The 23,641-nt window shown below is 65.9% G+C and carries 20 protein-coding genes; 7 read left to right on the top strand and 13 right to left on the bottom strand.

The annotated features are described in order from the left end of the window. Window positions 1–97: 97 nt before the first annotated feature. The gene (locus tag BLIN9172_RS06680; protein WP_101554360.1) at window positions 98–988 is read left to right on the top strand and encodes an enoyl-CoA hydratase-related protein; all 891 of its coding nucleotides are present in this window, start codon (window positions 98–100) and stop codon (window positions 986–988) included. A gap of 83 nt (window positions 989–1,071) precedes the next feature. Here BLIN9172_RS06680 and BLIN9172_RS06675 read toward each other — a convergent pair whose 3' ends face one another. Continuing rightward, window positions 1,072–1,773: an NUDIX hydrolase gene (locus tag BLIN9172_RS06675; protein WP_101554454.1), complete on the bottom strand. Its 702-nt coding sequence runs from the start codon at window positions 1,771–1,773 to the stop codon at window positions 1,072–1,074. A 189-nt stretch (window positions 1,774–1,962) separates the two neighbouring features. Here BLIN9172_RS06675 and cls point away from each other — a divergent pair, with 189 nt between their 5' ends. Beyond that, window positions 1,963–3,459: a cardiolipin synthase gene (cls, locus tag BLIN9172_RS06670; protein ID WP_101554359.1), complete on the top strand. Its 1,497-nt coding sequence runs from the start codon at window positions 1,963–1,965 to the stop codon at window positions 3,457–3,459. 106 nt (window positions 3,460–3,565) lie between these two features. Here cls and BLIN9172_RS06665 read toward each other — a convergent pair whose 3' ends face one another. Both BLIN9172_RS06665 and BLIN9172_RS06660 read right to left on the bottom strand, forming a co-directional pair. Beyond that, window positions 3,566–3,961, bottom strand: a complete 396-nt coding sequence (locus BLIN9172_RS06665) for a hypothetical protein (protein WP_025779019.1) — start codon at window positions 3,959–3,961, stop codon at window positions 3,566–3,568. A 212-nt stretch (window positions 3,962–4,173) separates the two neighbouring features. Then, complete coding sequence (locus BLIN9172_RS06660; RefSeq protein ID WP_101554358.1) at window positions 4,174–5,208, bottom strand: agmatine deiminase family protein; 1,035 nt, start codon at window positions 5,206–5,208, stop codon at window positions 4,174–4,176. A gap of 200 nt (window positions 5,209–5,408) precedes the next feature. Here BLIN9172_RS06660 and BLIN9172_RS06655 point away from each other — a divergent pair, with 200 nt between their 5' ends. From BLIN9172_RS06655 to BLIN9172_RS06645, 3 genes are all read left to right on the top strand, one after another. Beyond that, window positions 5,409–6,584, top strand: coding sequence for a CaiB/BaiF CoA transferase family protein (locus BLIN9172_RS06655; RefSeq protein WP_101554357.1), 1,176 nt, complete (start codon window positions 5,409–5,411; stop codon window positions 6,582–6,584). 305 nt (window positions 6,585–6,889) lie between these two features. After that, window positions 6,890–7,678, top strand: coding sequence for a DUF5819 family protein (locus tag BLIN9172_RS06650; RefSeq protein ID WP_101554356.1), 789 nt, complete (start codon window positions 6,890–6,892; stop codon window positions 7,676–7,678). Then, window positions 7,668–8,861, top strand: a complete 1,194-nt coding sequence (locus BLIN9172_RS06645; protein ID WP_240812222.1) for an HTTM domain-containing protein — start codon at window positions 7,668–7,670, stop codon at window positions 8,859–8,861. The genes BLIN9172_RS06650 and BLIN9172_RS06645 overlap by 11 nt, the downstream gene beginning before the upstream one ends. 331 nt (window positions 8,862–9,192) lie before the next feature. On the opposite strand, the gene clpB is transcribed toward BLIN9172_RS06645, so the two are convergent. After that, complete coding sequence (gene clpB, locus BLIN9172_RS06635; protein WP_101554354.1) at window positions 9,193–11,799, bottom strand: ATP-dependent chaperone ClpB; 2,607 nt, start codon at window positions 11,797–11,799, stop codon at window positions 9,193–9,195. Between the two features lie 189 nt (window positions 11,800–11,988). After that, entirely contained in the window at window positions 11,989–13,566 is a 1,578-nt protein-coding gene (locus BLIN9172_RS06630) for a Na+/H+ antiporter (RefSeq protein ID WP_101554353.1), read from the bottom strand. Window positions 13,567–13,673: 107 nt separating this feature from the next. Between BLIN9172_RS06630 and BLIN9172_RS06625 the strand changes: the two genes are divergently transcribed. Both BLIN9172_RS06625 and BLIN9172_RS06620 read left to right on the top strand, forming a co-directional pair. Continuing rightward, window positions 13,674–14,453, top strand: coding sequence for an enoyl-CoA hydratase (locus tag BLIN9172_RS06625; protein WP_101554352.1), 780 nt, complete (start codon window positions 13,674–13,676; stop codon window positions 14,451–14,453). Between the two features lie 33 nt (window positions 14,454–14,486). After that, entirely contained in the window at window positions 14,487–15,419 is a 933-nt protein-coding gene (locus tag BLIN9172_RS06620; protein ID WP_101554351.1) for an NAD-dependent epimerase/dehydratase family protein, read from the top strand. A gap of 41 nt (window positions 15,420–15,460) precedes the next feature. Here BLIN9172_RS06620 and BLIN9172_RS06615 read toward each other — a convergent pair whose 3' ends face one another. The 8 genes from BLIN9172_RS06615 to BLIN9172_RS06580 form a co-directional block, all read right to left on the bottom strand. After that, on the bottom strand, window positions 15,461–16,300 hold the full coding sequence (locus tag BLIN9172_RS06615; RefSeq protein ID WP_101554350.1) for an SDR family NAD(P)-dependent oxidoreductase: 840 nt from the start codon (window positions 16,298–16,300) through the stop codon (window positions 15,461–15,463). Continuing rightward, window positions 16,297–18,063: an FAD-binding dehydrogenase gene (locus BLIN9172_RS06610; RefSeq protein WP_205751083.1), complete on the bottom strand. Its 1,767-nt coding sequence runs from the start codon at window positions 18,061–18,063 to the stop codon at window positions 16,297–16,299. Before BLIN9172_RS06610 ends, BLIN9172_RS06615 begins: the two co-directional genes overlap by 4 nt. Before the next feature lie 198 nt (window positions 18,064–18,261). Next, a complete protein-coding gene (gene pheA, locus BLIN9172_RS06605) occupies window positions 18,262–19,200 on the bottom strand; it encodes a prephenate dehydratase (protein ID WP_101554349.1) in 939 nt (312 codons plus the stop codon). Further along, entirely contained in the window at window positions 19,197–19,970 is a 774-nt protein-coding gene (locus BLIN9172_RS06600; protein ID WP_101554348.1) for a glycosyltransferase family 2 protein, read from the bottom strand. Before BLIN9172_RS06600 ends, pheA begins: the two co-directional genes overlap by 4 nt. An 82-nt stretch (window positions 19,971–20,052) precedes the next feature. Then, the gene (locus tag BLIN9172_RS06595; protein ID WP_101554347.1) at window positions 20,053–20,931 is read right to left on the bottom strand and encodes a DUF5926 family protein; all 879 of its coding nucleotides are present in this window, start codon (window positions 20,929–20,931) and stop codon (window positions 20,053–20,055) included. 124 nt (window positions 20,932–21,055) lie between these two features. Then, window positions 21,056–21,970 carry a GTP pyrophosphokinase gene (locus BLIN9172_RS06590; protein WP_101554346.1) on the bottom strand — a complete coding sequence of 305 codons (915 nt, stop codon included), beginning with the start codon at window positions 21,968–21,970 and terminating at the stop codon, window positions 21,056–21,058. A gap of 110 nt (window positions 21,971–22,080) precedes the next feature. Next, the gene (locus BLIN9172_RS06585; protein WP_101554345.1) at window positions 22,081–22,875 is read right to left on the bottom strand and encodes an exodeoxyribonuclease III; all 795 of its coding nucleotides are present in this window, start codon (window positions 22,873–22,875) and stop codon (window positions 22,081–22,083) included. A gap of 182 nt (window positions 22,876–23,057) precedes the next feature. Continuing rightward, a partial coding sequence (locus BLIN9172_RS06580; RefSeq protein WP_180956946.1) for a transposase occupies window positions 23,058–23,641 on the bottom strand: 584 nt, incomplete at its 5' end.

The raw sequence follows: 23,641 nt of genomic DNA, 5'->3' as shown, positions 1-23,641 counted from the left end.
AGCGGCGCCGGGGCCGGCACCGCGGAGCCTGCGATCGCAGCGTGTTCCTCATCCGCCGGCTGCCCTCGCGCCGGTCACGTCTTCGAAAGGCCAGCTCATGCCCGAGACCACCAACTCGACCGTCGTCTATGCGATCACCGACGGCGTCGCCCACGTCGAGATCGACCGTGCCGACACACTCAATTCGCTCACCCGTGAGGTCTTCGAAGACCTCGTCGAGGCGGGGCTGGCGCTGAAAGGTTCGAGCGAGATCAAGGCCGTGGTCCTGTCCGGTCGCGGTCGTGCCTTCAGCGCCGGCCTCGACTTCACCGAGCTCGCCCGGATCGCCGAGGCGGGAGCCGCGACCCGCTCATCCGCTGAGGAGGCGGCCGCCGGGGAAGCGGCCGCCGAGGGCGGGGAGGGCGGGGAGTCGGACTCCGTGGCCACCGCCGTCGATCTCGGAGAGCGACTCGGCTCGGCCCGGGCGCTGGCACAGAAGGCCGTGCATGTGTGGTCGCTCGTCGAGGTTCCGGTCATCGCGGCGGTACGCGGACCGGCACTCGGAGGCGGACTGCAGATCGCCCTGGGCGCGGACATGCGCGTGGCCGGACCCGATGCGAAGCTCTCCCTCATGGAACTCAACTGGGGCATCATCCCCGATATGTGCGGCACGCAGCTGCTGCCGCGCCTCGTCGGACCGGCTCAGGCGAAGAAGCTCATCGTCACCGCCGACACGATCGGTGCCGAGGAAGCTCTGCGCATCGGCCTCGTCGACGAGGTCGTCGAGGATCCCATGGCCCGGGCGCTCGAGCTGGCCGGGCAGATCGCCGCCCGGTCTCGGTCGGCGCTGGTGTGGGCGAAGCGTCTCGTCGACCTGTCGTATGACTCCGACCTCAGCACCGGACTCGATGCCGAACAGGAAGCACTGGCCGAACTGTTGGGCACCGACGAGCAGAAGCAGGTCGTTGCCGCTCGCCTGGCCGCGATGAAGGCTCGCGCCAAGGCCTGAAGTCGGGTACTCCCGCGTCCTGCTGCGACCAGCGGGATGCTGGGCTCAGATGCGGGCAGCAGGACTCGGGCGAAGAGCCGAACTCAAGAACCGCGGTTGGAGGGGAACTCCGGGCGGACGGGGTCGATGATCCTCTCGGCGGCAACCACCTCGGCGACGGTGGAGAACCCCGCGAGCTCACGCAGCAGCACGAACGTCGGACGCATGAGCTTCAGCCGTCGGGCCCCCTCATCGGCGAGGATCCCGGTCACGGAACGCCACTCGCTCGTGTGTGCCTCCGTCGTCTGATGCTGGGCGGCGGCGAGTTCGGGAGCCGCGATCGTATAGAAATACGTATCGAAGCGCTTGGGCCGACCAACCGGAGTCACCCAGTTCGCCCACGGTCTGAGCCCGGCCGGGTCGAGGACCGCGCCCGTCTCCTCTTCGACCTCGCGCACAGCGGTGGCGAGCAGTACACGCCACCCCTCGGCATCCTCGGCGATGGTCGATGCCGACCATGCGGAGGTGTGCACCTGCGGATCGGGGACGGTGATGGTCGGTGCGATCGTGTGATCGATGGGGTCGACGCGACCGCCGGGGAAGACGACGACGCCGGCGGCGAAATCCATCGTCGACACCCGGTGCTGGACGAACACCTCGAGTCCTTCGCCCCCGTCGCGGAGCATGAGCACGCTGACGGCGGGCTTGATCGGGACCGCCTCGGCGTCGGCGATATCGGGTCCGCGGCTCGCGCTGTCGGCGGTATCCGAACGGTCGGAACCCTCGGGGTTGATGTCTCGAATCACGTTCAGCACCTTCGCTCTCAGCAATTGATGTCACCGTCCAGTATGCCCGGGATCGGTCAGACGGCCGACGGCGGGGTGGGCCGGATGGGCCCGGGACGGGCAGGATACGATGGGGGACAATCTGACATCCTCCAGCGGAGGCCGAATACCTCAGCTGTGACGAACAGGGCGGAGCTGAACGGGCACTATATGAGCAGTTTCGGGATCTATCCGTTCTTCACCATCGACCAGGCGTGGCCGAACTGGCTGATCATCATCCTGCTGTTGATCGACCTGATCATCCGCATCATCGCGCTCGGCTGGATTCCGCACAACCGCAGGCCGTCGGTCGCGCTCGGCTGGCTGCTCGCGATCTTCCTCATCCCCTATGTGGGCATCGCGGCGTTCCTGCTGCTGGGTTCGGCGAAGCTGCCGAAGCGGCGGCGGGACAAACAGTCGAAGATGAACGATCTCTTCCGTGATCAGACCCGCTACCAGGCGATCGTCGGGCGCAACGACCATATGCCCGAGCCGCTGCGCACGGCTGCGCAGCTCAACTTCGACCTCGGTGCCCTGCCGATGACGCACGGCAACTCCTTCGACCTCCATGTCGACAACCATGCCTGCGTGGAGGCGATGGCCGACGCCGTCGACCGCGCGCAGCGGTTCGTCCACTTCGAGTTCTACATCGTCGCCATCGATGACACGACGAGGCGGCTGCTCGAATCGCTGGTGGACGCGCACCGGCGCGGCGTGAATGTGCGGATCCTGATCGACCATGTGGGGTCGCTGGGCTACCCGGGATATTCGGAGCTGGTGAAGAAGCTCGACGGCTCGGGCGTCAGCTGGCGCCGGGCCCTGCCGATCCGACCGTGGAAGGGCGAATACCAGAGGCCCGACCTGCGCAATCACCGCAAGATCCTCGTCGTCGACGGGCAGGTCGCGTTCACCGGTTCGCAGAACATCATCGACCGCACGTACAACAAGGCCCGCAACCGTCGGAAGGGCTTCCAGTGGAAGGACTTGTCGGTGGAATGCCGGGGGCCGGTCGTCGAAGAGCTCGATGCCGTGTTCATCGCAGACTGGTATTCGGAGACCGATGAGATCCTCGACGAACCCGACAGCTTCGAACTCGAGGCCCCCGAGTTCGGTGGCATCCAGGCTCAGATCGTGCCGTCGGGTCCGGGGTTCGAAGACGAGAACAATCTGCGCCTGTTCAACCACCTCATCTACAACGCGAATCACCGGGTCGTCGTCTGCTCACCGTATTTCGTGCCCGACGAATCGCTGCTGCACGCGCTGACGACGGAGGCCAGATCCGGGGTCGATGTGCGCCTGTACGTCGGTGAGACGAGCGACCATTGGCTGACCCACAAGGCGCAGCAATCCTATTATGACGAGCTGGTGCGGGCCGGGGTGCGGATCTTCATGTACCACGCTCCGACGGTGCTGCACTCGAAGTTCCTCATCATCGACGACGACGTTTCGATCATCGGTTCGTCAAATATGGACGAACGGTCATTCGCGATGAACCTCGAGGTCACCCTCTTCATCGTCAACAAGGAATTCACGCAGCGCATGTATGACCTCGAAGCCGAACGCTACGCGCCGAATTCGGTCGAACTCAATGCCGAGGAATGGGAGGCGCGGCCGATGCTGAAGAAGTATGTGGAGAACGTGGCCCGCCTGACGAGCTCACTGCTGTAGACGCCGGAATCCGCGAACAGCACAGAAAAAGGTGAACAGCCCAGTTTCCAACATGGGCTGTTCACCTTTTTCTGTGCTGTTGCCGACTGACTCAGCCAGCCGATTCTCAGTCGTCGTCGGCGACTCCGGCCGGGCCTTCGTCGTCGAGGTGACGCTCGGGATCGGCAATCGTGTCCTTCGCCTTCGGTGACGGCGAGTGCTTGGCGGCACCGCCCGATGCCTTCGCGCCGGCCGAATCCTCGTCACCGTCGAATTCGGAGACCGGAGTATTCGTGGCTGCGGCGGCATTGACCTTGTCGGCCGCGGTCTGCACGGCATCGGCGACGGCCGGCGACTTCTCGCGGATCGACTGGTTGGCTTTTTCCACGGTGTCCTGGACGCGCGGGTCGGTCCACAGTTCCTGAGCCTGGGCCTTCAGCCGTTCGTAGCTCTGGCGCCCGGTGCGTGATCCCAGGATGAATCCGACTCCGAGACCGGCCAGGAGAATCAATCTCTTCTTCATGGTCTTGCTCCTCTTCGCAACTCGACGTCACCGTATTCGGCTCTGCTGTGCGACACAGGTCCGGGCAACGATGTGGCCGCGCACGGGCTCTGTGCCCTCTGGAACCACCTTATACCGAGTGGGGCCCGTACGGGTATGGATTGCGCCGCTGAAGCGGATTCCCCACGGCCACCGGGCCGGCACGCGGTGATTGCGATTGTGCCCTGTCCGGCTCAGCCGAGACTCGGCTGCTGCTGAGTGATGCAGTGGATTCCGCCGCCGCGGGCGAAGAGCTCGCGAGCATCGACCCCGACGACCTTCCGGCCCGGGTAGACGCGTTCGAGCACGGCAGCCGCCTCGGCGTCCATCGGATCATCGAAGGTGCACGCGATGACCCCGCCGTTGGTGACGAGGTGATTGACGTACGAGTAGTCGACCCATCCCTCCTCGTCGCGCAGCACCTCGGGGGCCGGGATCGGCACGACCTCGAACGGTGTGCCGTCGGCCGTGGTCTCGGCCGCGAACTGCTCCTTGAGTCCGCGACTGAATTCGAAGTCCGGATGCTCGGGATTGCGCTGATCGTGGACGAGCACGACGCCTGGGCTGGGCATCGCGGCGACGATGTCGACGTGTCCTCGGGTGCCGAAGGTCTGGTTGTCCCGGTGGAGTCCGCGGTCGAGCCAGATGACCTTCTTCGCCCCGATCGTGCGCGCGAATTCGGCCTCCACATCGGCCTCCGTCAGCCCCGGGTTGCGCCCGGGATCGAGTTGGACGCTGCGCGTGGCAAGCACGGTGCCCGCACCGTCGACGTGGATTCCGCCGCCTTCGTTGCGCAGATCCGAAGACACCACGGGTGTCCCGGCGAGGTCCGCGACGAATTTCCCGATGTGCTCGTCGTGATCCCAACTCGCCCACTCCTGCGCACCCCAGCCGTTGAACACCCAGTCCACCGCGTGCAGCGCGCCCGCCTCGTCGATGACGAAGCTCGGCCCGATATCGCGCATCCACGCATCGTCGAGGTCGGCGTTGACGATCGTGATCCCATGGGTGATCCCCTCGCCGAGGTGGCGCTTGGCATGATCGGTCTGTGCCCTGGTCACCACGACCGTGACTGGGGTGAATTCGCTGGTGGCGCGGGCGACGGCGGCCCAGGTGGCGCGTGCGGCCTCGGCCTCTGCTTCCGTATCGCCGAGGGCGTAGCCCGACGACGGGAACGCCATCCAGACTCGATCCTGGGCGGCGGTCTCCGCCGGCATGTGCAACGTCATCGTTCGTCCCTTCGCTTGGCCGGTCACTGAGGCCGAGTGTAGCCAGAATCTCGCCACGGCGGTCGACGGATTTCGTTGTCGACCTGCCCGGCTCTCGACTCGTTTCCGCTCTCGCGCAACCCGCAGTCCAGGGCAGCCATGTCGATTCCGTATAGTCGGGCGGAGAACAGACAAGTCGAACGTGCCAAGGGAGGCATCAGTTGTCAGCAGCGGACGCAGACGCAGCATTCGGTCGGCAGGGGACGGGGCCGCTGGCCGGAACCGTCGTGGCCGACTTCTCGCGAGTCCTCGCCGGCCCCTACGCGACGATGATGCTTGCGGACCTGGGTGCCACGGTCATCAAAGTGGAGGGGACGACCGGGGACGATACACGTCACTGGGCGCCGCCTCGGCGAGGGGATGATGCGACGTATTTCCTCACGGCGAACCGGAACAAGCACTCCGTCGTCCTCGATTTCAAGGACGAGGATGATCTCGCGTTCGCGCAGCAGCTGGCCGCTCGTGCGGACGTGCTCGTGGAGAACTTCAAGGCCGGGGGACTGGCGAAGTACGGCCTCGACTATGACACGGTCAGCGCGGTCAATCCCGGAATCGTCTACGCCTCGGTGACGGGTTTCGGTCGAGGCAACCCGCAGCCCGGCTACGATCTGCTCATCCAGGGTCTGTCCGGATTCATGTCGGTGACCGGATCCGAGGAATCGGGCCCGGTCAAGGCCGGTGTCGCCGTCGTCGACGTGATCACGGGGCTGCACACGGCCGTGGGCATCCTCGGTGCGCTCAACCATCGCAAGGACACCGGGGTCGGTCAGCTGGTGGAGACGAACCTGCTGTCCTCGGCGCTGTCCGGTCTGGCGAACCAGACCTCGGCGTACGTGGCCGGCGGCGTGACTCCGCAGGCGATGGGCAACAAGCACCCGAGCCTCTACCCGTACCAGCCGATGCCCACGGCCGAGGGGCAGATCATCATCGCGTGCGGCAACGACAAGCAGTTCGCCCGGCTCGCCGAGGTGCTCGGCCACCCCGAATGGGCTGCCGATGAACGGTTCGCGAACTTCGCCGACCGCAACGTCAACCGCGATGACCTCGAACCCGAGCTCATCGCCGCGCTGAGTGAGAAGACGAATCAGGAATGGTTCGACATCCTCACCGAGGCGGGGCTGCCCTGCGCACCGATCAACTCGATCGCCCAGGGCGTGGACCTGGCATCGTCGCTGGGGCTCAAACCCGTCGCCGAGGCGGGTCAGGGAGATCGCGTCATCCCCACCGTGGCCAACCCGATCCGACTGTCCGAGACCCCGCCCAGCTACGAACTGGCCCCGCCGACGCTCGGCGATTCCACCGAAGCGGTCAAGGCGTGGCTGCGAGCCGGCGAATAGGCGGCGCTCTGCCGTGGTCGGCTGCCGTGGGCCGGCGAGGCGGCCGTGGTCGGTCTGCCGTGGTTCGGCGAGCCATCGTGCCTGCGACCGCGAAAGGTGGGACATCGTGTGTGCGGTGGTCACGGATGATGGGTCATCGTGCGTCTGATGACCGCGAATGATTGTGCCGACACCCGGGCGGGCACTGCCACAGCTGAAGTACGCTATTGACTGTGCGTTGTCACCGAGGGAACTGCGAAGCGACCAGCGCGGTGTGGGACCAGCGGTGACGACTGTCGTACTCCCAAAAGAAATCCGGAACCGAGATGGACAATGAGCCGACCGAGGTCACACCTCGGCGACGTTCGGCGGTGAAACGGACCCTGATGGTCATCGCGATGGCGATCACGGGGTTCCATATCTTCGCCAGCTTCCTGTGGATCGCCCCTGCGTCGACGATGCGGGAGGTGATTCCCGGTGATCTGCTCTCCAAATACATGATCCCGCTGTGGGGACAGTCGTGGAGCGTGTTCGCCCCCGAACCGATCAACGGAGACTACTACTTCGACGTGCGCGCGGTGATCACAACCGACAGCGGCGAAGAGATCACTCAGTGGGTGCGGGCCACCGACGTCGAACTCGACCACTCCACCTACAAGCTCTTCCCGCCGCGGTCGGCGGGACTGGGCATCGGAGTGGCCTCGGACATCAAGGGCTCGTGGGAGGATCTGCCCGACGACCAGAAGGCGATCGTCAAACTCGACTACTTCAAGGGCGATGACTCCGTCGACCGACTGGAGACGAAGATGAAGGAGTACGACGACCCGGAGAACGCGATCCCGGCCTATCTCGAGAGCGAACACCTGGCCACGGCCTATGCGACCCAGGTGGCCAAGGCCATCTGGGGCGACGATGTCCAGCGCGTCCAATACCAGGCCGCCCGCCAGAACGTCGTACCGTTCGCCGACCGCAACGACAAAGGCGCGAAACGTCCGAACATCCAGCCCGTCCCCGTGGGCTGGCGCGCACTCGTCGTCGAAGACGACCAGTCCCAGGAGGAATTCACGAAGTACTTCTGCGCCTCCGACGAAGTGAGGTGCGTCGGTGAACAGTGACAACACGACCGGCAGGGACGACCGTGACGCAGAGGTCACGGACCAGCGGACCGGTACGACCGCCTCGGCGCAGGTCTCCGCCCCCGAATTCGGGCTCGTCCCGGTGACGGCCCTCGTGCGGACAAAGCTCGCGCAGGGGTGGAACTGGCTCGAGGAGATGCTCACCGGCCGGTACCACGCGACGTACGGTCTGGCGGTGACGCGGATCCTCATCGGCCTCACCGGTCTCGGCCTCATCCTCACGAACTTCAGCGCTCGGCACTACGCCTTCGGGGTGGGGGCGGCCTGGAACGGGGAGATCGCCGAACCGAAGAGCGACTTCCCGAACATCTGGCTCTTCTCCCTCTTCCACCGGGCGGTGACTGTGCCGCCGCTGTTCACCGCGATGCTGATCGGACTCGCGCTGTTGGCGATCGTCATCATCCTCGGCTGGCGCACGCGCATCGTCCTGCCGATCTACCTCGTGCTGTGGGTGAGCTTCATCGAGCTCAACGACGGGGCCGGCGACCAGGGCGACAACGCCTACAGGATGTTCATGATCGCGATGCTCTTCGCCGATACGACACGCCGGTGGTCCCTCGATGCCAGGCGGCGGGCGCGGAATCCGGAGTTCCCGGACACCGACGGCGGTCAGTGTCGCTGGGCGCTCATCATGGCCAACAATCTGGCGATCGTCGTGCTCGCGTTCCAGGTGTGTGCGATCTACATGTCGGGTGGTCTGTACAAGGCCGGAGGTGAAGCCTGGCAGCACGGTTTCGCCGTGTACAACCCGCTGCACACTCAGCAGTTCGGGACGTGGCCGGTGCTGTCGGACCTGGTCACGGCGTGGGGGCCGATGGTCGTGGCGATCTCGTGGGGTTCGATCCTCTTCCAGTGCGCCTTCCCGTTCATGCTCTTCAACCGCTACACCCGCATCATCGCGCTGCTGGGCATCCTGTCCTTCCACTTGGGCATCGCGCTGCTCATGGGCCTGCCGTGGTTCTCGCTGACGATGATCGCCGTCGATGCGATCTTCATCCGCGACCGTTCGTTCGCGAAGGTCTCCGCCTACCTGCGGCACTGGTGGACGTCATCGGCGCCGCGGGGTGCTGGTGAGGCTTCGGGCGGTTCGGCTGGTCGAGTGGCCGGTGGGAATGCCGCGAAGGCCGGCGCACGGACTTCCGCAGGCTCCCGCGGCAAGTAGACCGCGCGCACAGCCTCCAGCAGACGGTGCTCAGCGTCCTGCAGGCGCAGAATGGGACATGTTTCTCTGAAATGCTCACCGAAGAAAGTGAGCGATTCGGAAGAACATGTCCCATTCGACTCTGTGCTCCAGTTCAGTGCCCTCGTTCTGTGCCGCCTGAGGGAACTGCGCCGCAACGACTCTCAGCCACTCCTCCTGTCGGCGAAGACATTCGCAGTTCCCGCGTTCGGCCGGCATCGGTAGGCGGAACAGCCCAGTCTGAGTTGAATAGCCCATGTTCAAACATGTGCTTTCCAACTCAGACTGGGCTGAACCCGCGTGGCCGGGAGACTCAGCGCTTGGGGCGCAGCTCCAGGCCGGTGGCCTCGGGATCCTCGGGCAGGTCGACGACCACGGTGTCCCCGTCGACGATGTCGCCAGCCAGCAGCGCGCGGGCCAGTTTGTCGCCGATTTCGCGCTGGACCAGCCTGCGCAGCGGCCGGGCACCGAACGCCGGATCGTAGCCTTCGAGGGCCAACCAGTCCTCGGCACCCTGTGTGACCTCGAGCGAGATCCGGCGGTCGGAGAGCCTGCGCGACATGTGCGCGATCTGCAGATCGACGATCGACGCGAGCTCGGTTTGGCTGAGTGCGTCGAAGAGCACGATGTCGTCGAGCCGGTTGAGGAACTCGGGCTTGAACGTCGAATGTACGACATCAAGCACCTTGGACCTCTGCTCCTCGGTCGACAGGTTCGTGTCGACGAGGAACTGCGAACCGAGGTTCGAAGTCAGGATCAGGATGGTGTTCCTGAAGTCGACCGTACGGCCCTGACCATCGGTGAGGCGGCCGTCGTCGAGGACCTGCAGCAGGATGTCGAAGACGGACGGGTGCGCCTTCTCCACCTCGTCGAGCAGGACGACGGAGTACGGACGACGGCGGACCGCTTCGGTGAGCTGGCCGCCCTCGTCGTATCCGACGTAGCCCGGAGGGGCACCGACGAGGCGGGACACGGTGTGCTTCTCACCGTATTCGCTCATATCGATCCTGATCAGGGCCTTCTCATCGTCGAAGAGGAAGTCCGCCAGCGACTTCGCGAGCTCCGTCTTACCCACACCGGTGGGCCCGAGGAACAGGAACGAACCGGTCGGACGGTCGGGGTCGGCGACACCCGCACGCGAACGGCGGATGGCATCGGAGACCGCGGCGACGGCGTTCTTCTGACCGATGAGGCGCTCACCGAGGATGTTCTCGGCTTCGAGCAGCTTCTCGACCTCACCTTGGACGAGGCGTCCTGCGGGGATGCCCGTCCAGGAGGAGACCACCTCGGCGATATCGCTGCTCGAGACCTTGTCCGAGACCATCGGATCCGAGGTCTGACCGGCGTCGGCCTGAGCCTCTGCTGCTTCGGCTTCGGCGATCTCCTTCTGCACGGCGGGGATCTCCCCGTAGAGCAGGCGGGATGCGGTCTCGAGGTCCGTGTCGCGCTGAGCCTTCTCGGCCTGCGAGCGCAGTTCGTCGAGCTTCGTCTTCAGCTCACCGACCCGGTTGAGGCCGGCACGCTGGGACTCCCACGTCGCTTCGAGCGAACGCAACTCCTCCTCTTTGTCGGCGAGGTCGGCGCGCAGGGCGGTCAGGCGCTCGGCCGATGCGGAATCGGTCTCCTTCGACAGGGCCATTTCCTCCATCTTCAGGCGGTCCACGGCGCGGCGGAGCTCATCGATCTCGACCGGAGCCGAGTCGATCTCCATCCGCAGGCGGGAGGCCGCCTCGTCGACGAGGTCGATGGCCTTGTCCGGCAGCTGCCTGCCGGTGATGTACCGGTCCGACATCGTCGCCGCGGCCACCAGCGCGCCGTCATTGATCGAGACCTTGTGGTGCGCCTCATAGCGTTCCTTGAGCCCGCGGAGGATCGCGATCGTGTCCTCGACGCTGGGCTCTCCGACGAACACCTGCTGGAACCTGCGCTCAAGGGCGGGGTCCTTTTCGATGTTCTCGCGGTACTCGTCCAGAGTCGTGGCGCCGATCATCCGCAGCTCGCCGCGGGCGAGCATCGGCTTGAGCATATTGCCCGCGTCCATCGAGGAGTCCCCGCCGGCGCCGGCTCCGACGATAGTGTGGAGCTCGTCGATGAAGGTGATGATCTGCCCGTCGGAGTTCTTGATCTCCTCGAGCACGGCCTTGAGCCGCTCCTCGAACTCGCCGCGGTACTTCGCACCGGCGACCATGGCGGACAGGTCGAGGCTGATCAGCGTCTTGTCCCGCAGCGATTCGGGCACGTCTCCGGCCACGATCCGCTGGGCCAGGCCCTCGACGACGGCGGTCTTGCCGACGCCGGGATCACCGATGAGGACGGGGTTGTTCTTCGTCCTGCGCGAGAGCACCTGGACGACGCGGCGCACTTCCTTGTCGCGGCCGATCACCGGGTCGAGCTTGCCTTCGCGGGCGGTGGCGGTGAGGTCGACGCCGAACTTCTCCAGCGACTGCATGGTGTCCTCGGGGTTCTCCGAAGTGACCTTCTTGCCTCCGCGCAGTTCGGGCAGGGCCGCAAGCAGTGCGTCCCGGTTCGCCCCATTCGCGCGCAGCGTCTCTCCGGCGCCGTCATCTCCGGCCGCCGCTGCGAGCAGCAGGTGCTCGGTAGAAACGAACTGATCGCCCAGGGAGGTCATCTCCTCCTGCGCGAGGTTCATCATCTCGAGTCCGGCGCGGGACAGGCCCGGCTGGCTGACCGAGGCGCCGCTGACCGTGGGGAACCCGCCGATCACTGCTTCAATCGCGGTGAGCACCGACTGCGGGTCGGCGCCGACCTTCGTCAGCAGGGCCGAGGCCAGGGAGTCGGGCTGCTTGAGCAGCGCGGCCACGAGGTGGGCCGGTTCGATCTGGTTGTTGTGCCGGGCGACGACGTCGTTGACCGCAGTCTGCAGCGCCTCCCGGGATTTGGTTGTCATCTGTGCGTCCATCTGCGCATCTCCTTCTTAAGATTCCGGGCTGATTTGAACTCTCGCCTAGAACAACATCGACAAAGTTGAGTCTATTCCGCTCAACTTTGAATTTCCAGAGGAATCTTCGTCGAAGCATCCCGCCCGGATGCGTGCCCCTGCCCCACCGGGACCGGCCCGGAATCCCGTCCGGTCGGGACCGACCCGCCCCTACCTCGTGATGACCGACTGCAGGTCGAAGCGGTGGAGCACCTTGTCCGCGACCTCCGGATCGGTGCCGCGCTCACGACGAGCTTTGAGCACCTCGGCGCGGGCGGACTGCATGGCCTTCTTCTGCACGGCCAACATCTGCTCCCGGTGTTCCTTGAACGCCATCGCCTGCTCCGAACTCGCCTGGTCATCGGTGGTTCCGCTGAGCTGATCGTGCAGGACTTTGAACCTCGCACGCAGGGGTTCGATGATGTCGTCGGGCAGGCTGTCATCGTTCTTGATCTCGCGCATCGCGGCCTTGTAGGCGCGCAGTGCGATGTCCCTGGTCGCCTGATGTTCCTTCTCCGCTTCGTCGTCGATGCCGAGGGCGGCGACGACTGTCGGAAAGCTCAGGCCCGCCAGCACCAGTGTGACCAGCAGGACCACCGCCGCCGCGACGACGACATACGACCGGCCGGGGAACGGGGCGCCGGAGGCCGTCGTGGCCGGGATCGACAGGGCGAGGGCGACTGTGGCCAGGCCGCGCATCCCGCCCCAGGTCATCAGTGTGGCATCGCGGACGCTCAAGGGGGCGGCGTCGGGATCCTCCTCGCGTCGCTTGCGTTCGATGACCGTGCCGAGCACCAGCCAGACGAAACGGACGGCGACGACCACGACGGCGATGAAGCCGCCGACGAGCAGCGCTCGCCCGAGGTCGGCATGCTCGGATTCGACGATGAGGCGCAGGTCGAGGCCGATGAGTCCGAAGGCGATTCCCGTGATGAGCATCTCGAGGACCTGCCACGTCGAATTCTGCGTCACCCGCTCCGCCGAGTTGCCCGCGACATCGCGGCGCCGCACTTCGAGGGCCGCAACGACGACGGCGATGACCCCGCTGGCGTGGAAGTGCTCGGCGACGAGGTAGACGCCGAAGGGCAGGACGAGCATGAGGGAGGACCGAGCGATCGTGTGATCGATCTTCTCCATCACCCACCAGGCGGCGAAGGACAGGACCAGACCGACGAGGATCGCCACGACGGCGGAGACGACGAACGACACGGCCAGATCTGCGTAGTCCACCTCGGTCCCGGCCAATACCGCGGCCATCGCGGTCTGGAAGATGACCAGGGAGGCGGCATCGTTGAACAGGCCCTCGCTCTGCAGGGTGGACATGATGCGGCGCGGGATGGACACGGTGCTGGCCACGGCTTCGACGGCGACGGGATCGGGCGGGGCGAGCATCGCGCCGAGCGCGATGGCTGCGGCGATGGTGATTCCGGGGATGAGGAAGACCGCGGACCCGGCGACGGCGGCCACGGTCACCCCGACCAAGGCCACGGACATGCCGAGGATCGTGCGCCACCGGATCGCGAACAGCGCCCACGACGTCTTCTGTGCGGCGGCGAAGAGCAGGGGCGGCAGGAACAGGGGGAGGACGAGCTCCGGATCGATGGCCACCTCGGCGAAGGTGGGGATGAACGCGCCGGCGATGCCGATGAGGACCATGAGCGCCGGCCACGGAAGCTTGAGCTTCTGCCCCAGACCGACCACCACCGAGGTGGCGGCACCGAATCCGATGATCATCAGCAGTGTGGTCATGCCAGTCCTTCCGTGCCGCTCCCCTCGGGGCGGATGGGTCCGGAGGCGGGCGGAGATCGTCGGCGCAGATTCCGCGCCGGGCCCGTGGCCTTTGGCAGAATGAGGCTATGTCGGAATCAATTGTATTCGCGCAGCTCGACGGCGGGGTCGCGTCCGTGACGATCAATCGGCCATCCACGCGCAACGCGCTGTCGCTTAAGGTGATGCAATCCCTCATCGACACCCTCAACGAGGTGGCCGACCGCACCGATGTGCGCGCAGTCATCTTGTCGACCGCCGGTCATGTGTTCAGTTCCGGTCATGACCTCACCGAGATCCGCGGGGCGGATCTGGAGACCCAGCAGGTCACGTTCGATGCCTGTGCACGGCTGATGCAGCTCATCCGATCCATCCCGCAGCCGGTGATCGCGCAGGTCCAGGGAGTGGCCACGGCGGCCGGCTGCCAGCTTGTGGCGACCTGTGATCTGGCCGTCGCCGCCGAATCCGCCAGGTTCGCGACCCCCGGGGTGAAGATCGGGCTGTTCTGTTCGACGCCGATGGTGTCGGTCTCCCGTGCGGTGCCGGCGAAGCAGGCGATGCGGATGCTGCTGACCGGTGATTTCGTGACCGCTGACGATGCGCTGACGTTCGGTCTCGTCTCGGATGTCGTCGCCGATGCCGATCTGGAGTCGGCGACCTTGGAATTGGCTCGCAAGGTCGCGTCCGCCTCGTCGGCTACAGTTGCCCTAGGAAAGGCTGCGTTCTACGAACAGCGGGAACTGCCTGTGGCCGATGCCTATGCGCGGATGTCGCAGGTGATGGCGGACAACGCCGTCGCAGCCGATGCGCAGGAGGGGATCGATGCCTTCCTGAACAAGAGGGAACCGCAGTGGCAGCACCGCCGCTGAGGCGGAGGGTGTGACGATGAGAAGAGGACCGTCGTGTCGGTGATAGTGACCGGAGCCAGCGGCTTCATCGGTGGTGCCATTGCACGGGCGCTCGCCAATCGGGACGAAACGGTCTATGCCCTGTGCCGGAGAGACCCCGAGATCCCCGGGGTGAACTTCCAGTACTGGGACATCACGCAACCTGCTCCCGCGTCGGTGACCTCGTTGGCCAAGAGCGTGACTTCGGTCTTCCACTGTGCCGGAATCTCTTCGGTCAGCGCTGATGACGACGATCTCTACGCCGTGAAGGTGACGGGCACGCGTCATGTCCTCGATGCCTTCCCGGTCGCCCGAATCGTCCACCTGTCCTCGACGACGGTGTACTCCCAGACCGAACCCCACGCCGAGCTGTGGGAGGAGGCCGGGCCGAAGGACCCCAGTGAATTCGCCGACGCCTACTCCCGCACTCACGCTCTCGCCGAGCAGCTTGTCATGAGGATCCGCCCCGATGCCGCGATTCTCCGGCCCGCGTCGGTCTACGGTCCGGGGGAGACGATGCTCATGCCGTTCCTGTCGAGGCTGGCCAAGAAGGGTGTGCTGCGGCTGCCCGGCGGCGGTCGGCAGAAGCTCACCCTGACGCATGTCGACAATGTGGTGCGAGCCGCTCTCGCCTGCCTCGACGTGCCGTCGGCGGCGGGACCCTTCAATATCGGCGACCCGATTCCGTACCGGCTCAAAGAGGCGATCGTCACGCACTTCGCGCGGATGGGCTACGACCAAGTCGTCATCGAAGGCGTGGCGAAGGACAAGGCGCTGGTCGCGGCGAAGCTCGGACTCAAGATCAAGGGCGTGTTCAAGCGCGGGGACCGAGCGAAGCTCTTCCTCGTCAAGTACCTGCAGTCCGATCGGACGTACAACCTGTCGCGGCAGCAGCGGGTGCTCGGCATCTCGACTACACAACACCTCATCCCGTCCCGCCTGCGGTAGTCAGATGACCACTCCGCCGCCGGACCCGGCGACTGAGGCGCTCACCGCTTCAGCCCGTGCTGGGCGGCGACGATCTTCGATACGAGCTCGCGGGGAAGCGCACGCTGGAGCAGGAACGGCAGCGGCGCTCTGCTGCCGACGGCATAGAATCCTCGCGGCCTCGGCGCGATGATCGCATCGACGATCGTGGCCGCAACCTCGGCGGCCGGAATGCCGCCGCGTTCGTTGGCGTCGAGATGCTGGAGCATCGTCGTCACGTCCTGCGTATAGGGCGACCCCTCGTCGAGGTACTTCGTCCGTCGCAGCCCGATACCTGTGGCGATCGATCCGGGTTCGACGGTGCTCACCCATACGCCGAAGGGTGAGAGCTCCTGCCGAGCCGCCGTGGCGAAAGCGCGCAGAGCCGCCTTCGCCGCAGAATACGAACTGCGGTGGGCCAAAGGGAAGCTGGCGAGCATCGACCCGACCATGATGATGCGTCCCGCCCACCTCGCACGCATTCCGGGCAGAACGAGCTGGCTCAAGCGAACCGGCCCGAACACATTCGTGCGGAAGAGCCGTTCGATCGCCTCGGCCGGCAGCTCTTCGAACGGACCCGACTGGCTCTCCCCGGCATTGTTGATGAGCACATCGAGGCTCTCGAGCAGACCGAGCCCGTCGAGCTCTGCGGCCAGTCGGTCGGGGCCATCCGGGTCGGCGAGATCGAGCCGAAGATAACTGACGCCGGGGATCCGATCGGCAGGGGAGAGACGGTCCGGGTTCCGGCTGGTTGCCAGCACCGTGCAGCCTTTCGCCGACAGCGCCTCGGCGACGGCTCTGCCGATTCCCGAAGTGCCGCCGGTGACTAAGACGGTGAGGGCTGAACGCGCGCTGCCGGTCACGAGTGCGCTGCTTCGTCTCGTGCAGACCCGCTTTCCGGTCGCACAGATGTCACCGCACGGCCCGCCTGCTCGGCGGCAGCGCGCCCGGCACGCAGGCCGGAGAAGATGCACCCGCCGAGGAACGTTCCCTCGAGCGCGTTGTACCCGTGCATTCCGCCGCCCCCGAAACCGGTGACCTCGCCGGCCGCGTACAGGCCAGGGATCGGTGTGTTCGAGTCTGTGCCACCTGCGCTGTCACCAGTGACGGCTCCCGCCAGCACCTGCCCGTCGAGGTTCGTCTCCAGCCCGCCGAGGGTCTTGCGTGAAAGCAGGCTCAGGCGCACAGCAATGAGCGGACCGTGTGCCGAGTCGAGGATCTTGTGCGGTTTGACCGCACGCACGATCTTGTCGCCCAGATAGGACCGCGCATTGTGGATGGCCTGGACCTGCGCGTCCTTCGAAAAAGCGTGCTCGGTCTGCCGGTCCCGCTGCCGGATCTGTGCGATGAGGTGGTCGTGATCGATGACCGGCCCGCGGGAGCGTTCGTTCATTCCCGCCACCAGTTCCTCGGTGGTCTCGGCCACGACGAAGTCGGAGCCGTACTTCTTCAAAGCCTCGATCGGCCCCGGCGCATCGGAGGAGCGAACCCGATCGAGCGTGATCCGAATGTCCTTCTCCGTGAGGTCCGGGTTCTGCTCCGAACCGGAGAGCGCGAATTCCTTGCGGATAATCGACTCGTTGAGCACGAACCACGAATAGTCGTGCCCGGTCTCCAGGATCGTGCGCATCGTCCGATTCGTATCGAAGCCGGGATAGTTCGGGGCCGGGAATCGGTTGCCCCCGGCATCGAACCACATCGACGACGGGCCGGGAATGATCCGGATGCCGTGCTCCGGCCAGATCGGGTTCCAGTTCTCGATTCCCTCCGTGTACGCCCAGATCCGGTCCCGGTTGATGAGGCTGGCACCGGCATCCTCGGCGATCTGCAGCATCCGCCCATCCACATGCGCGGGCACTCCGGCGAGCATCGTGTCCGGGAACTCGCCGAGGCGGTCGACCGGCCAGTACTTCTTCATCAGCTCGAAATTGTGTCCGATGCCGCCGGTGGTGACGATGACGGCGGGAGCGCGGAGTTCGAAGTCGGTGAGTTCGTCGCGGTTCGATTCGACTCCGCGGGCCGTGTGGCTGGGGGCGAGCGTGTGCCCGCGGACCCCGACGGCGGCCCCATCCTCGGTGATGAGTTCGTCGACGCGGTGACGGAAGGCGAACTCGACGAGTCCGGCGGCCTCCGCGGTCTCGACGGGTTCGCGGAAGACCCGGACCACCTCGGGGCCGGTGCCCCAGGTGAGGTGGAACCGCGGTACGGAATTGCCGTGCTCGCCCGCGCCAGACCCGCCGCGTTCGGCCCAGCCGACGATCGGTGTCAGGCGTAAGCCGAGGTCACACAGGTACCGGCGCTTCTCTCCGGCGGCGAACTCGAGGTAGGCCTCCGCCCATTTTCGGGGCCAATGATCGTCCTCCCGGTCGAATCCCGCCGAGGTGGCCCAGTCGTCCTTGGCGAGTTCGAGCGAATCGTGGATGCGCAGTCGCCGCTGTTCGGGGGAGTCGATGAGGAAGAGTCCGCCGAGGGACCAGAACGCCTGTCCGCCGAGATTCGCCCGGTTCTCCTGGTCGAGGATGAGCACGCGTTTGCCGGCCTGGGTGAGTTCGTGGGCGGCGACGAGACCGGCGAGTCCAGCCCCGACGACGATCGCATCGGGGGACGTGTGGCTGTCTGTGTCCAAAATCGACTCCTCTGTCGTCTCCGCCGGTGTGTGAACCGACGTTAAGTGGGTTCGGATTGTCCGAATTGGGCCGGTGGGCTCAGGGCTCTGACAATCTGGACACACCTACCTGCCAGTAGGTTTCAGTATTGCAGATTTTCCCGGCGAGAAGAGGGGCAGGCGGACCGAATTGGGACGGGGGCCGCCGGTCGGAATGCGTCAGCCTTCGAGGGTGCGGTCGAGCCAATCGGCGGCTGCGGCGAAGGACTCGTCCGCCGTCGTCGGGTCGACGGGCACCGCTGCTCCGTCGGAGCTCGGGTAGCTGCCGAGGAAGTGCAGCTTGAGGGCCGCCCGGTGGACACCCTGCAGGGCCTCGGCCATCCGTGACTCATGGATGTGTCCGAGCAGGTCGATCGAGAACTGGTAGAGGCCCAGCCCGTCACCGGTGGGCCGGGATTCGATGCGGGACATGTTCACCCCGCGGCTGGAGAACTGTTCGAGCAGTTCGAGCAGCGAACCCGCACGGTCCGAGCGTAGGGCCGCGACGATGGTCGTCTTATCGGCCCCTGTCGGAGCGGGCAGAGGACCCGGGCGGGTGACCACGACGAATCGGGTGACGGCATCTTTGCGGTCGCCGATGTCCTCGGCGACTATCTCGAGTCCGTAGCGCTGAGCGGCCAGGGCCGGGCAGACGGCAGCCATATGGTCACCGGCGTCATTGGCCAGATCCCGGGCGGCCGCGGCAGTCGAGGAGGTGGGCAGGTAGACGGCTTCGGGGAAGTTCTCGTTCATAAACGCCCGCACCTGTGCCTCGCCGTGCGGGTGCGAACCGAAGGAGGAGATCTCATCCCTGGTGGTGCCGGGTTTGACGGCGAGGACGAAGCGGACGGGCACGACCACCTCGGCGATGATCTGCAGACGCCCGTTCTCGGTGAGCGCATCGATCGTGGCGGGCACCCCGCCTTCCAGCGAGTTCTCGATCGGCACGACTGCGGCATCGCAGTCACCTTCGAGTACCGCATCGAGTGCCGAGGGGGCGTTGCGCATCGGATGCGTCGTGGCCTCGGCGCGCAGGTTCCGGGAGCCGAGGAAGCTGAGCAGGGCCGCCTCGGTGAAAGTGGCCTCAGGGCCGAGGTACGCGAAACGGTTGAGGCTCACTTGCCGGTCTCCTTCTGGTTACGGTTCCGCTTCGCGCGGAGGCGGCGGACGAGGAGCGCGCGTGCGACGTCGCGGTACTGCGCGGCACGGTGCAGCTGCGCCTTGAGATCGCGCCCGGTGACGCGGTGGTGGAGGTCGCATTCGACCTCTTCGACGCGCAGACCGGCGCCCACGACATCGATGGTCATAGCCGCCTCGACGCCCCATCCGGCGGCGAAGGGAAGGGCCGCGTCGAAGGCCTCCCTCGACAGGCAGCGCATTCCCGACAGGGGCTGGGTGGCGTCGAATCCGGAGAGTTCGGCGATGCCCTTCTTCGCCAGTCCGACGACGAAGCCGAAGCCTCCGCCCTTGCGTTTCTGCGCGGGCAGGATCGCGATCGTCATGTCCGCCCGACCGGCGAGCACGGGCTCGGCCAGGGGGGCGGTGTTAATGGCGGAGTCCTCGAGGTCGCCATCGATGAACAGCAGCGCTCGGTGGTGCGGGTCGACGCCCGGATCGGCGTCGGAGATCTCCCGATTGCGCACGGCGAAGGCCCCGGTCATCATTGCCGCGGCCTTGCCCTTGTTCTTCGGGTGGGTGATGACCTCGGCGCCGGCCCGGCGGGCCCGAGTCCCCGTGTCATCGGCCGATCCGTCGTCGACGACGAGGACCAGGTCGACCCCGGGGATCTGCTTGGCCGCGGTGACGGTGGCACCGATCCGCTGGGATTCGTTCATCGCGGGGATGATGGCGGCGACTGCCTCGGGGGCGGGGTGCGGCTGTGCGCTCATGTCGGTTCTCCTGTCCGTCACCATCACCGAGGTGGGGCACCCTTTTTCGGGTCCCGCCTCGGTGATGGAGTGGTGACGGATATCAGTGGATGGTCAGCTGGCGGGACACGATGCCCGAGCGGACGCGGCGGGCCTCGGTGCTCATCGGCTCGGTCGTGTTCAGCGCTTCGTCGAGGCGCTTGCCGAACGCGGCGATGGGCTCGTCGACGTCGTCGACTGGGGTGCCGAACTCGAGTTCCCAGACGGGAACGATGATGCCGTGGGCGCGGAAGTAGCCGAGGAAGGTGCCGATTCCGCCGAGGTCGTTGGCGTTCTCTGCCTGCAGGCGGGCCATCGCATCGACGACGCGGTCCTCACCTTCGGGGCGGGCCCAGCGGACGTAGGTGCGGCCGGACATCTCGGTCCAGTAGGCGGAGTCGACGGAGGCGAGCTTCTCGGTCGGGGCCACGGAGTCGTTGGCCTGCTGTAGTGCGGCGGCGACGTCGGCATCGGACTCGGCTTCGGGCAGGGCCCAGTAGTCGAAGTTCTCGAGCACGCGGACGTCGAACGGGTGAGAGGTGTCGAGGATGTCCTGCAGACGCGGGCCCTCACCGGGTTCGGTCGTTGCCTCGATGGAGGTGCCGGGTTCGGCGTCGACGGCGGCCAGCAGGCCGCGGGCGACGTCGCGGGAGGCGTCGGTCGAGGATACGGGCACCTGCATTCCGGCCAGGATCTCACCGTCGTCGCGGCGCCAGGCCTGCCATGCGGCGGGCAGCAGGGACGTGATGGTCACTTCGTGGCCGCCGTATTCCTCGGTGAGCTTCGCGGTTGCGGTGGCCGCGGGCACGAGCTCACGCAGGCAGATGAGGTCGGCTTCGAACGGCAGGTCCGCGAACGGACGCGCGACGAATGCCGTGGCCTGCGCCCTGGCGAGGCGTTTGGCGATGAGTTCTTCCTTGGAGCGCTTCGACTTCTTTCCCATGGGACGCAAGTCTAGTCGGTGGAGCGCGTGCCAGGCTGTTGGGTTCGCAGGCGTGCCTGTGGCGGCGGGGTCAGAGGCATCGAATGTGACTGAGCACAGTCTGTCCGAGCCGATGCGGGGCCGTTCAGCTCTCGTGGCCGACGGGGATGAAGTAGCGCGTGGTGTTCGACTCGTCCATGCGCACCTGCAGCTTGTCGCCGGGATGGGGGAAGGCCGAGCGCTCCGGATTGTCGGGAGTCAGCCCGAGTGTCTCGAGCCGGATGATGCCGTGGCGGCCCACCTCGTCGGCGGCGAGGACATAGGAGTGGTTGAGCTCGCGGATGGTGACCTCGATGGCCGGATCGGTCGGTTCGTCCGCCTCGGCGAAGGCTCGCGGAGGGGCGGAATTGCCCATGCCCAGATACGCGCCGACGTCATCGGCGATGTAGCCGGCCACGGAATCGGCCTGCGCCATGAGTCCGGCGAGGATGACCGACAGCCGCTCCTGCTGGGGATCGGATTTCAGGGCCTGGCCGGGTTTGAACAGCTGCTCCTCGGCCAGCACGCACCACGCGTCCTGCATGATCGTGCGCAGCTGGAGTTCGACGAGGACGGAGGGTTCGGAGTCGAAGGGGACCTCGACGATGAGGTGGCGGCCGCGGTATCCCGAGGGCTTCGGGGTCGCGGAGTAGTCGCGCACCTCGGCGATGGAGAGGTTCGTATCGTCACTCACCTCGGTGAGCAGATCCCACAGGGCCGACTGTTCGCGTTCGGTGCGGCAGATGACGCGGGCCCCGACGACATCGATGACCTGATTCTCGACCTCGACGGATTCGTGGATCTCGTCATTGGCATCGGCGAGCTTGCGGCGCAGCTTCTCGCCCGTGCGCAGCCGATCCTTGATCCGACCGTCGACGACGCGGATTCGGTCCCCGGAGAGCAGAGCGGACGGAGCACGGACGGACTCGACCCAGTCGTTGACCGTCTCGAGGGCGGCTCTCCAGGTGGACTCACGCCGGTCGTAGGCTTCGTCGACCAATTCACGGACAGTTGCTGACATCCTCGTCACCTTCCTAGCTCCTGATTCAACTTCACCAGAAGAGAGGGGAGATGTCTATGGCTTCGACGCTGAAGTTGCGCCGGGGTGCCGAAAGGTGAGACGAGGGTGCCTCAGACGTCGTAGTCGACGATGACGGGAGCGTGGTCGGACGCTCCCTTGCCCTTGCGCTCCTCGCGGTCGATCTCGCCTGCGGTCGCGGTCTTCGCCAGTGCCTGTGAGGCGAGCTGGAAGTCGATGCGCATGCCCTGCTTCTTCGGGAACCGCAGCTTCTGGTAGTCCCAGAAGGTAAAGACGCCGGGGCCGGGCGTGAACTGTCGAGTGACTTCGGACAGTCCCGCGCCAAGCAGTTCGTCGAAGGCGGCGCGTTCGGCATCGGAGACGTGGGTGGCGCCGTCGAACTCGGCCATATCCCAGACGTCCTCATCGAGCGGGGCGACGTTGAAGTCACCGCAGAGGACGAGCTTCTTCTCCGGTTCGGCACTGAGCTGGGCGGCGATATCGGCCGTCAGCGCCTTGTACCAGTCGAGCTTGTACGCGTAATGCGGGTGGTCGAGTTCGCGGCCATTGGGCACATAGAGCGAGTAGACGCGCACATCGTTGCAGGTCACCGACAGCGCCCGGGCTTCGACGACGGGATCTTCCGAGCCGAAGACAGGGATGTCCGTGAACCCGATCTCGGTGTCGGCCAGTCCGACGCGCGAGGCGATGGCCACCCCGTTCCACTGGTTGAGGCCGTGATAGCTGACCTCGTATCCGCGCTCGGTGAACAGCTCCTCGGGAAACTGGGCATCCTTGCACTTGAGTTCCTGGATGGCCAGGACATCGACATCAGAACGATCCAGCCAGGCCCCGATGCGGTCGTGGCGGGCACGGATCGAGTTCACATTCCACGTAGCGATTCTCACCCTCCCACCCTAAGCCTTGATCCACCGATTCGCTTGATGGCAAGGGGCTCACTCGGATTCGAGTGCGAACGCGGTGCGAGGGCAGGAAGTAGTGTCCCGGTCTCTCACCGGTCTCTTCCACAAATGTTTCCCAAGGTCTCCTCCAGACCCTGCGGCGTCGTGCTCGAGCAGGAGCGAATCGGTCAGGACAATGATCGTGTAGGTGGGCTCAGAGCCGCGTGCCAGAGTCGTGCGAATTCCGTCGCCCACGGCCACCGTCTCGGCAGGTGCACAATCAGCTTCCTGGCCCGGTGAGCGATCCGGGCCGGGATGCCGATGATCCGTGTCCGCAGCGTCTGAGCGCGCACTTTGCTCATCCGTCCACCGATGAGTCCGGCCGCAGCCCGCATCAGGTTGTGTGTGATCGCTGCGACTGCTACCCAGGCGGCGTTGGCGTTGAACACCCCAGAGGGCATATGTGCCAGGGCACCGTTCTTCAGCTCCGCATTGATCTGCTCGATGATCGCGTGCTTGCGGTGGATGTGATCAGCAGCGACGGTGTCGAAACGGTCTTTGTCCACCGTGGTGAAGAACGCGTGATAGCGGAACAAGTCGAACAATGGGTCCTGCCCGGCAGTGCGTTTGGTCTCGTTGAGTTCAGGGATGCGGCGGACCACCAAGCGGCCGGCGGCGTGCAGGGACTTCTTCTTCGAGGTGAATGCGGTGAACGGGACCTCGGCGACTTCGGCCTTCGAAATCCAGGCCCTGGTCTCTTCGTCGTAGATCG

The sequence above is a fragment of the Brevibacterium linens ATCC 9172 genome (assembly GCF_900169165.1).
Taxonomy (GTDB): Bacteria; Actinomycetota; Actinomycetes; order Actinomycetales; family Brevibacteriaceae; genus Brevibacterium; species Brevibacterium linens.
Note: the sequence above shows the minus strand (reverse complement) of the source record. Positions and strands in the feature narration are given on the sequence as shown.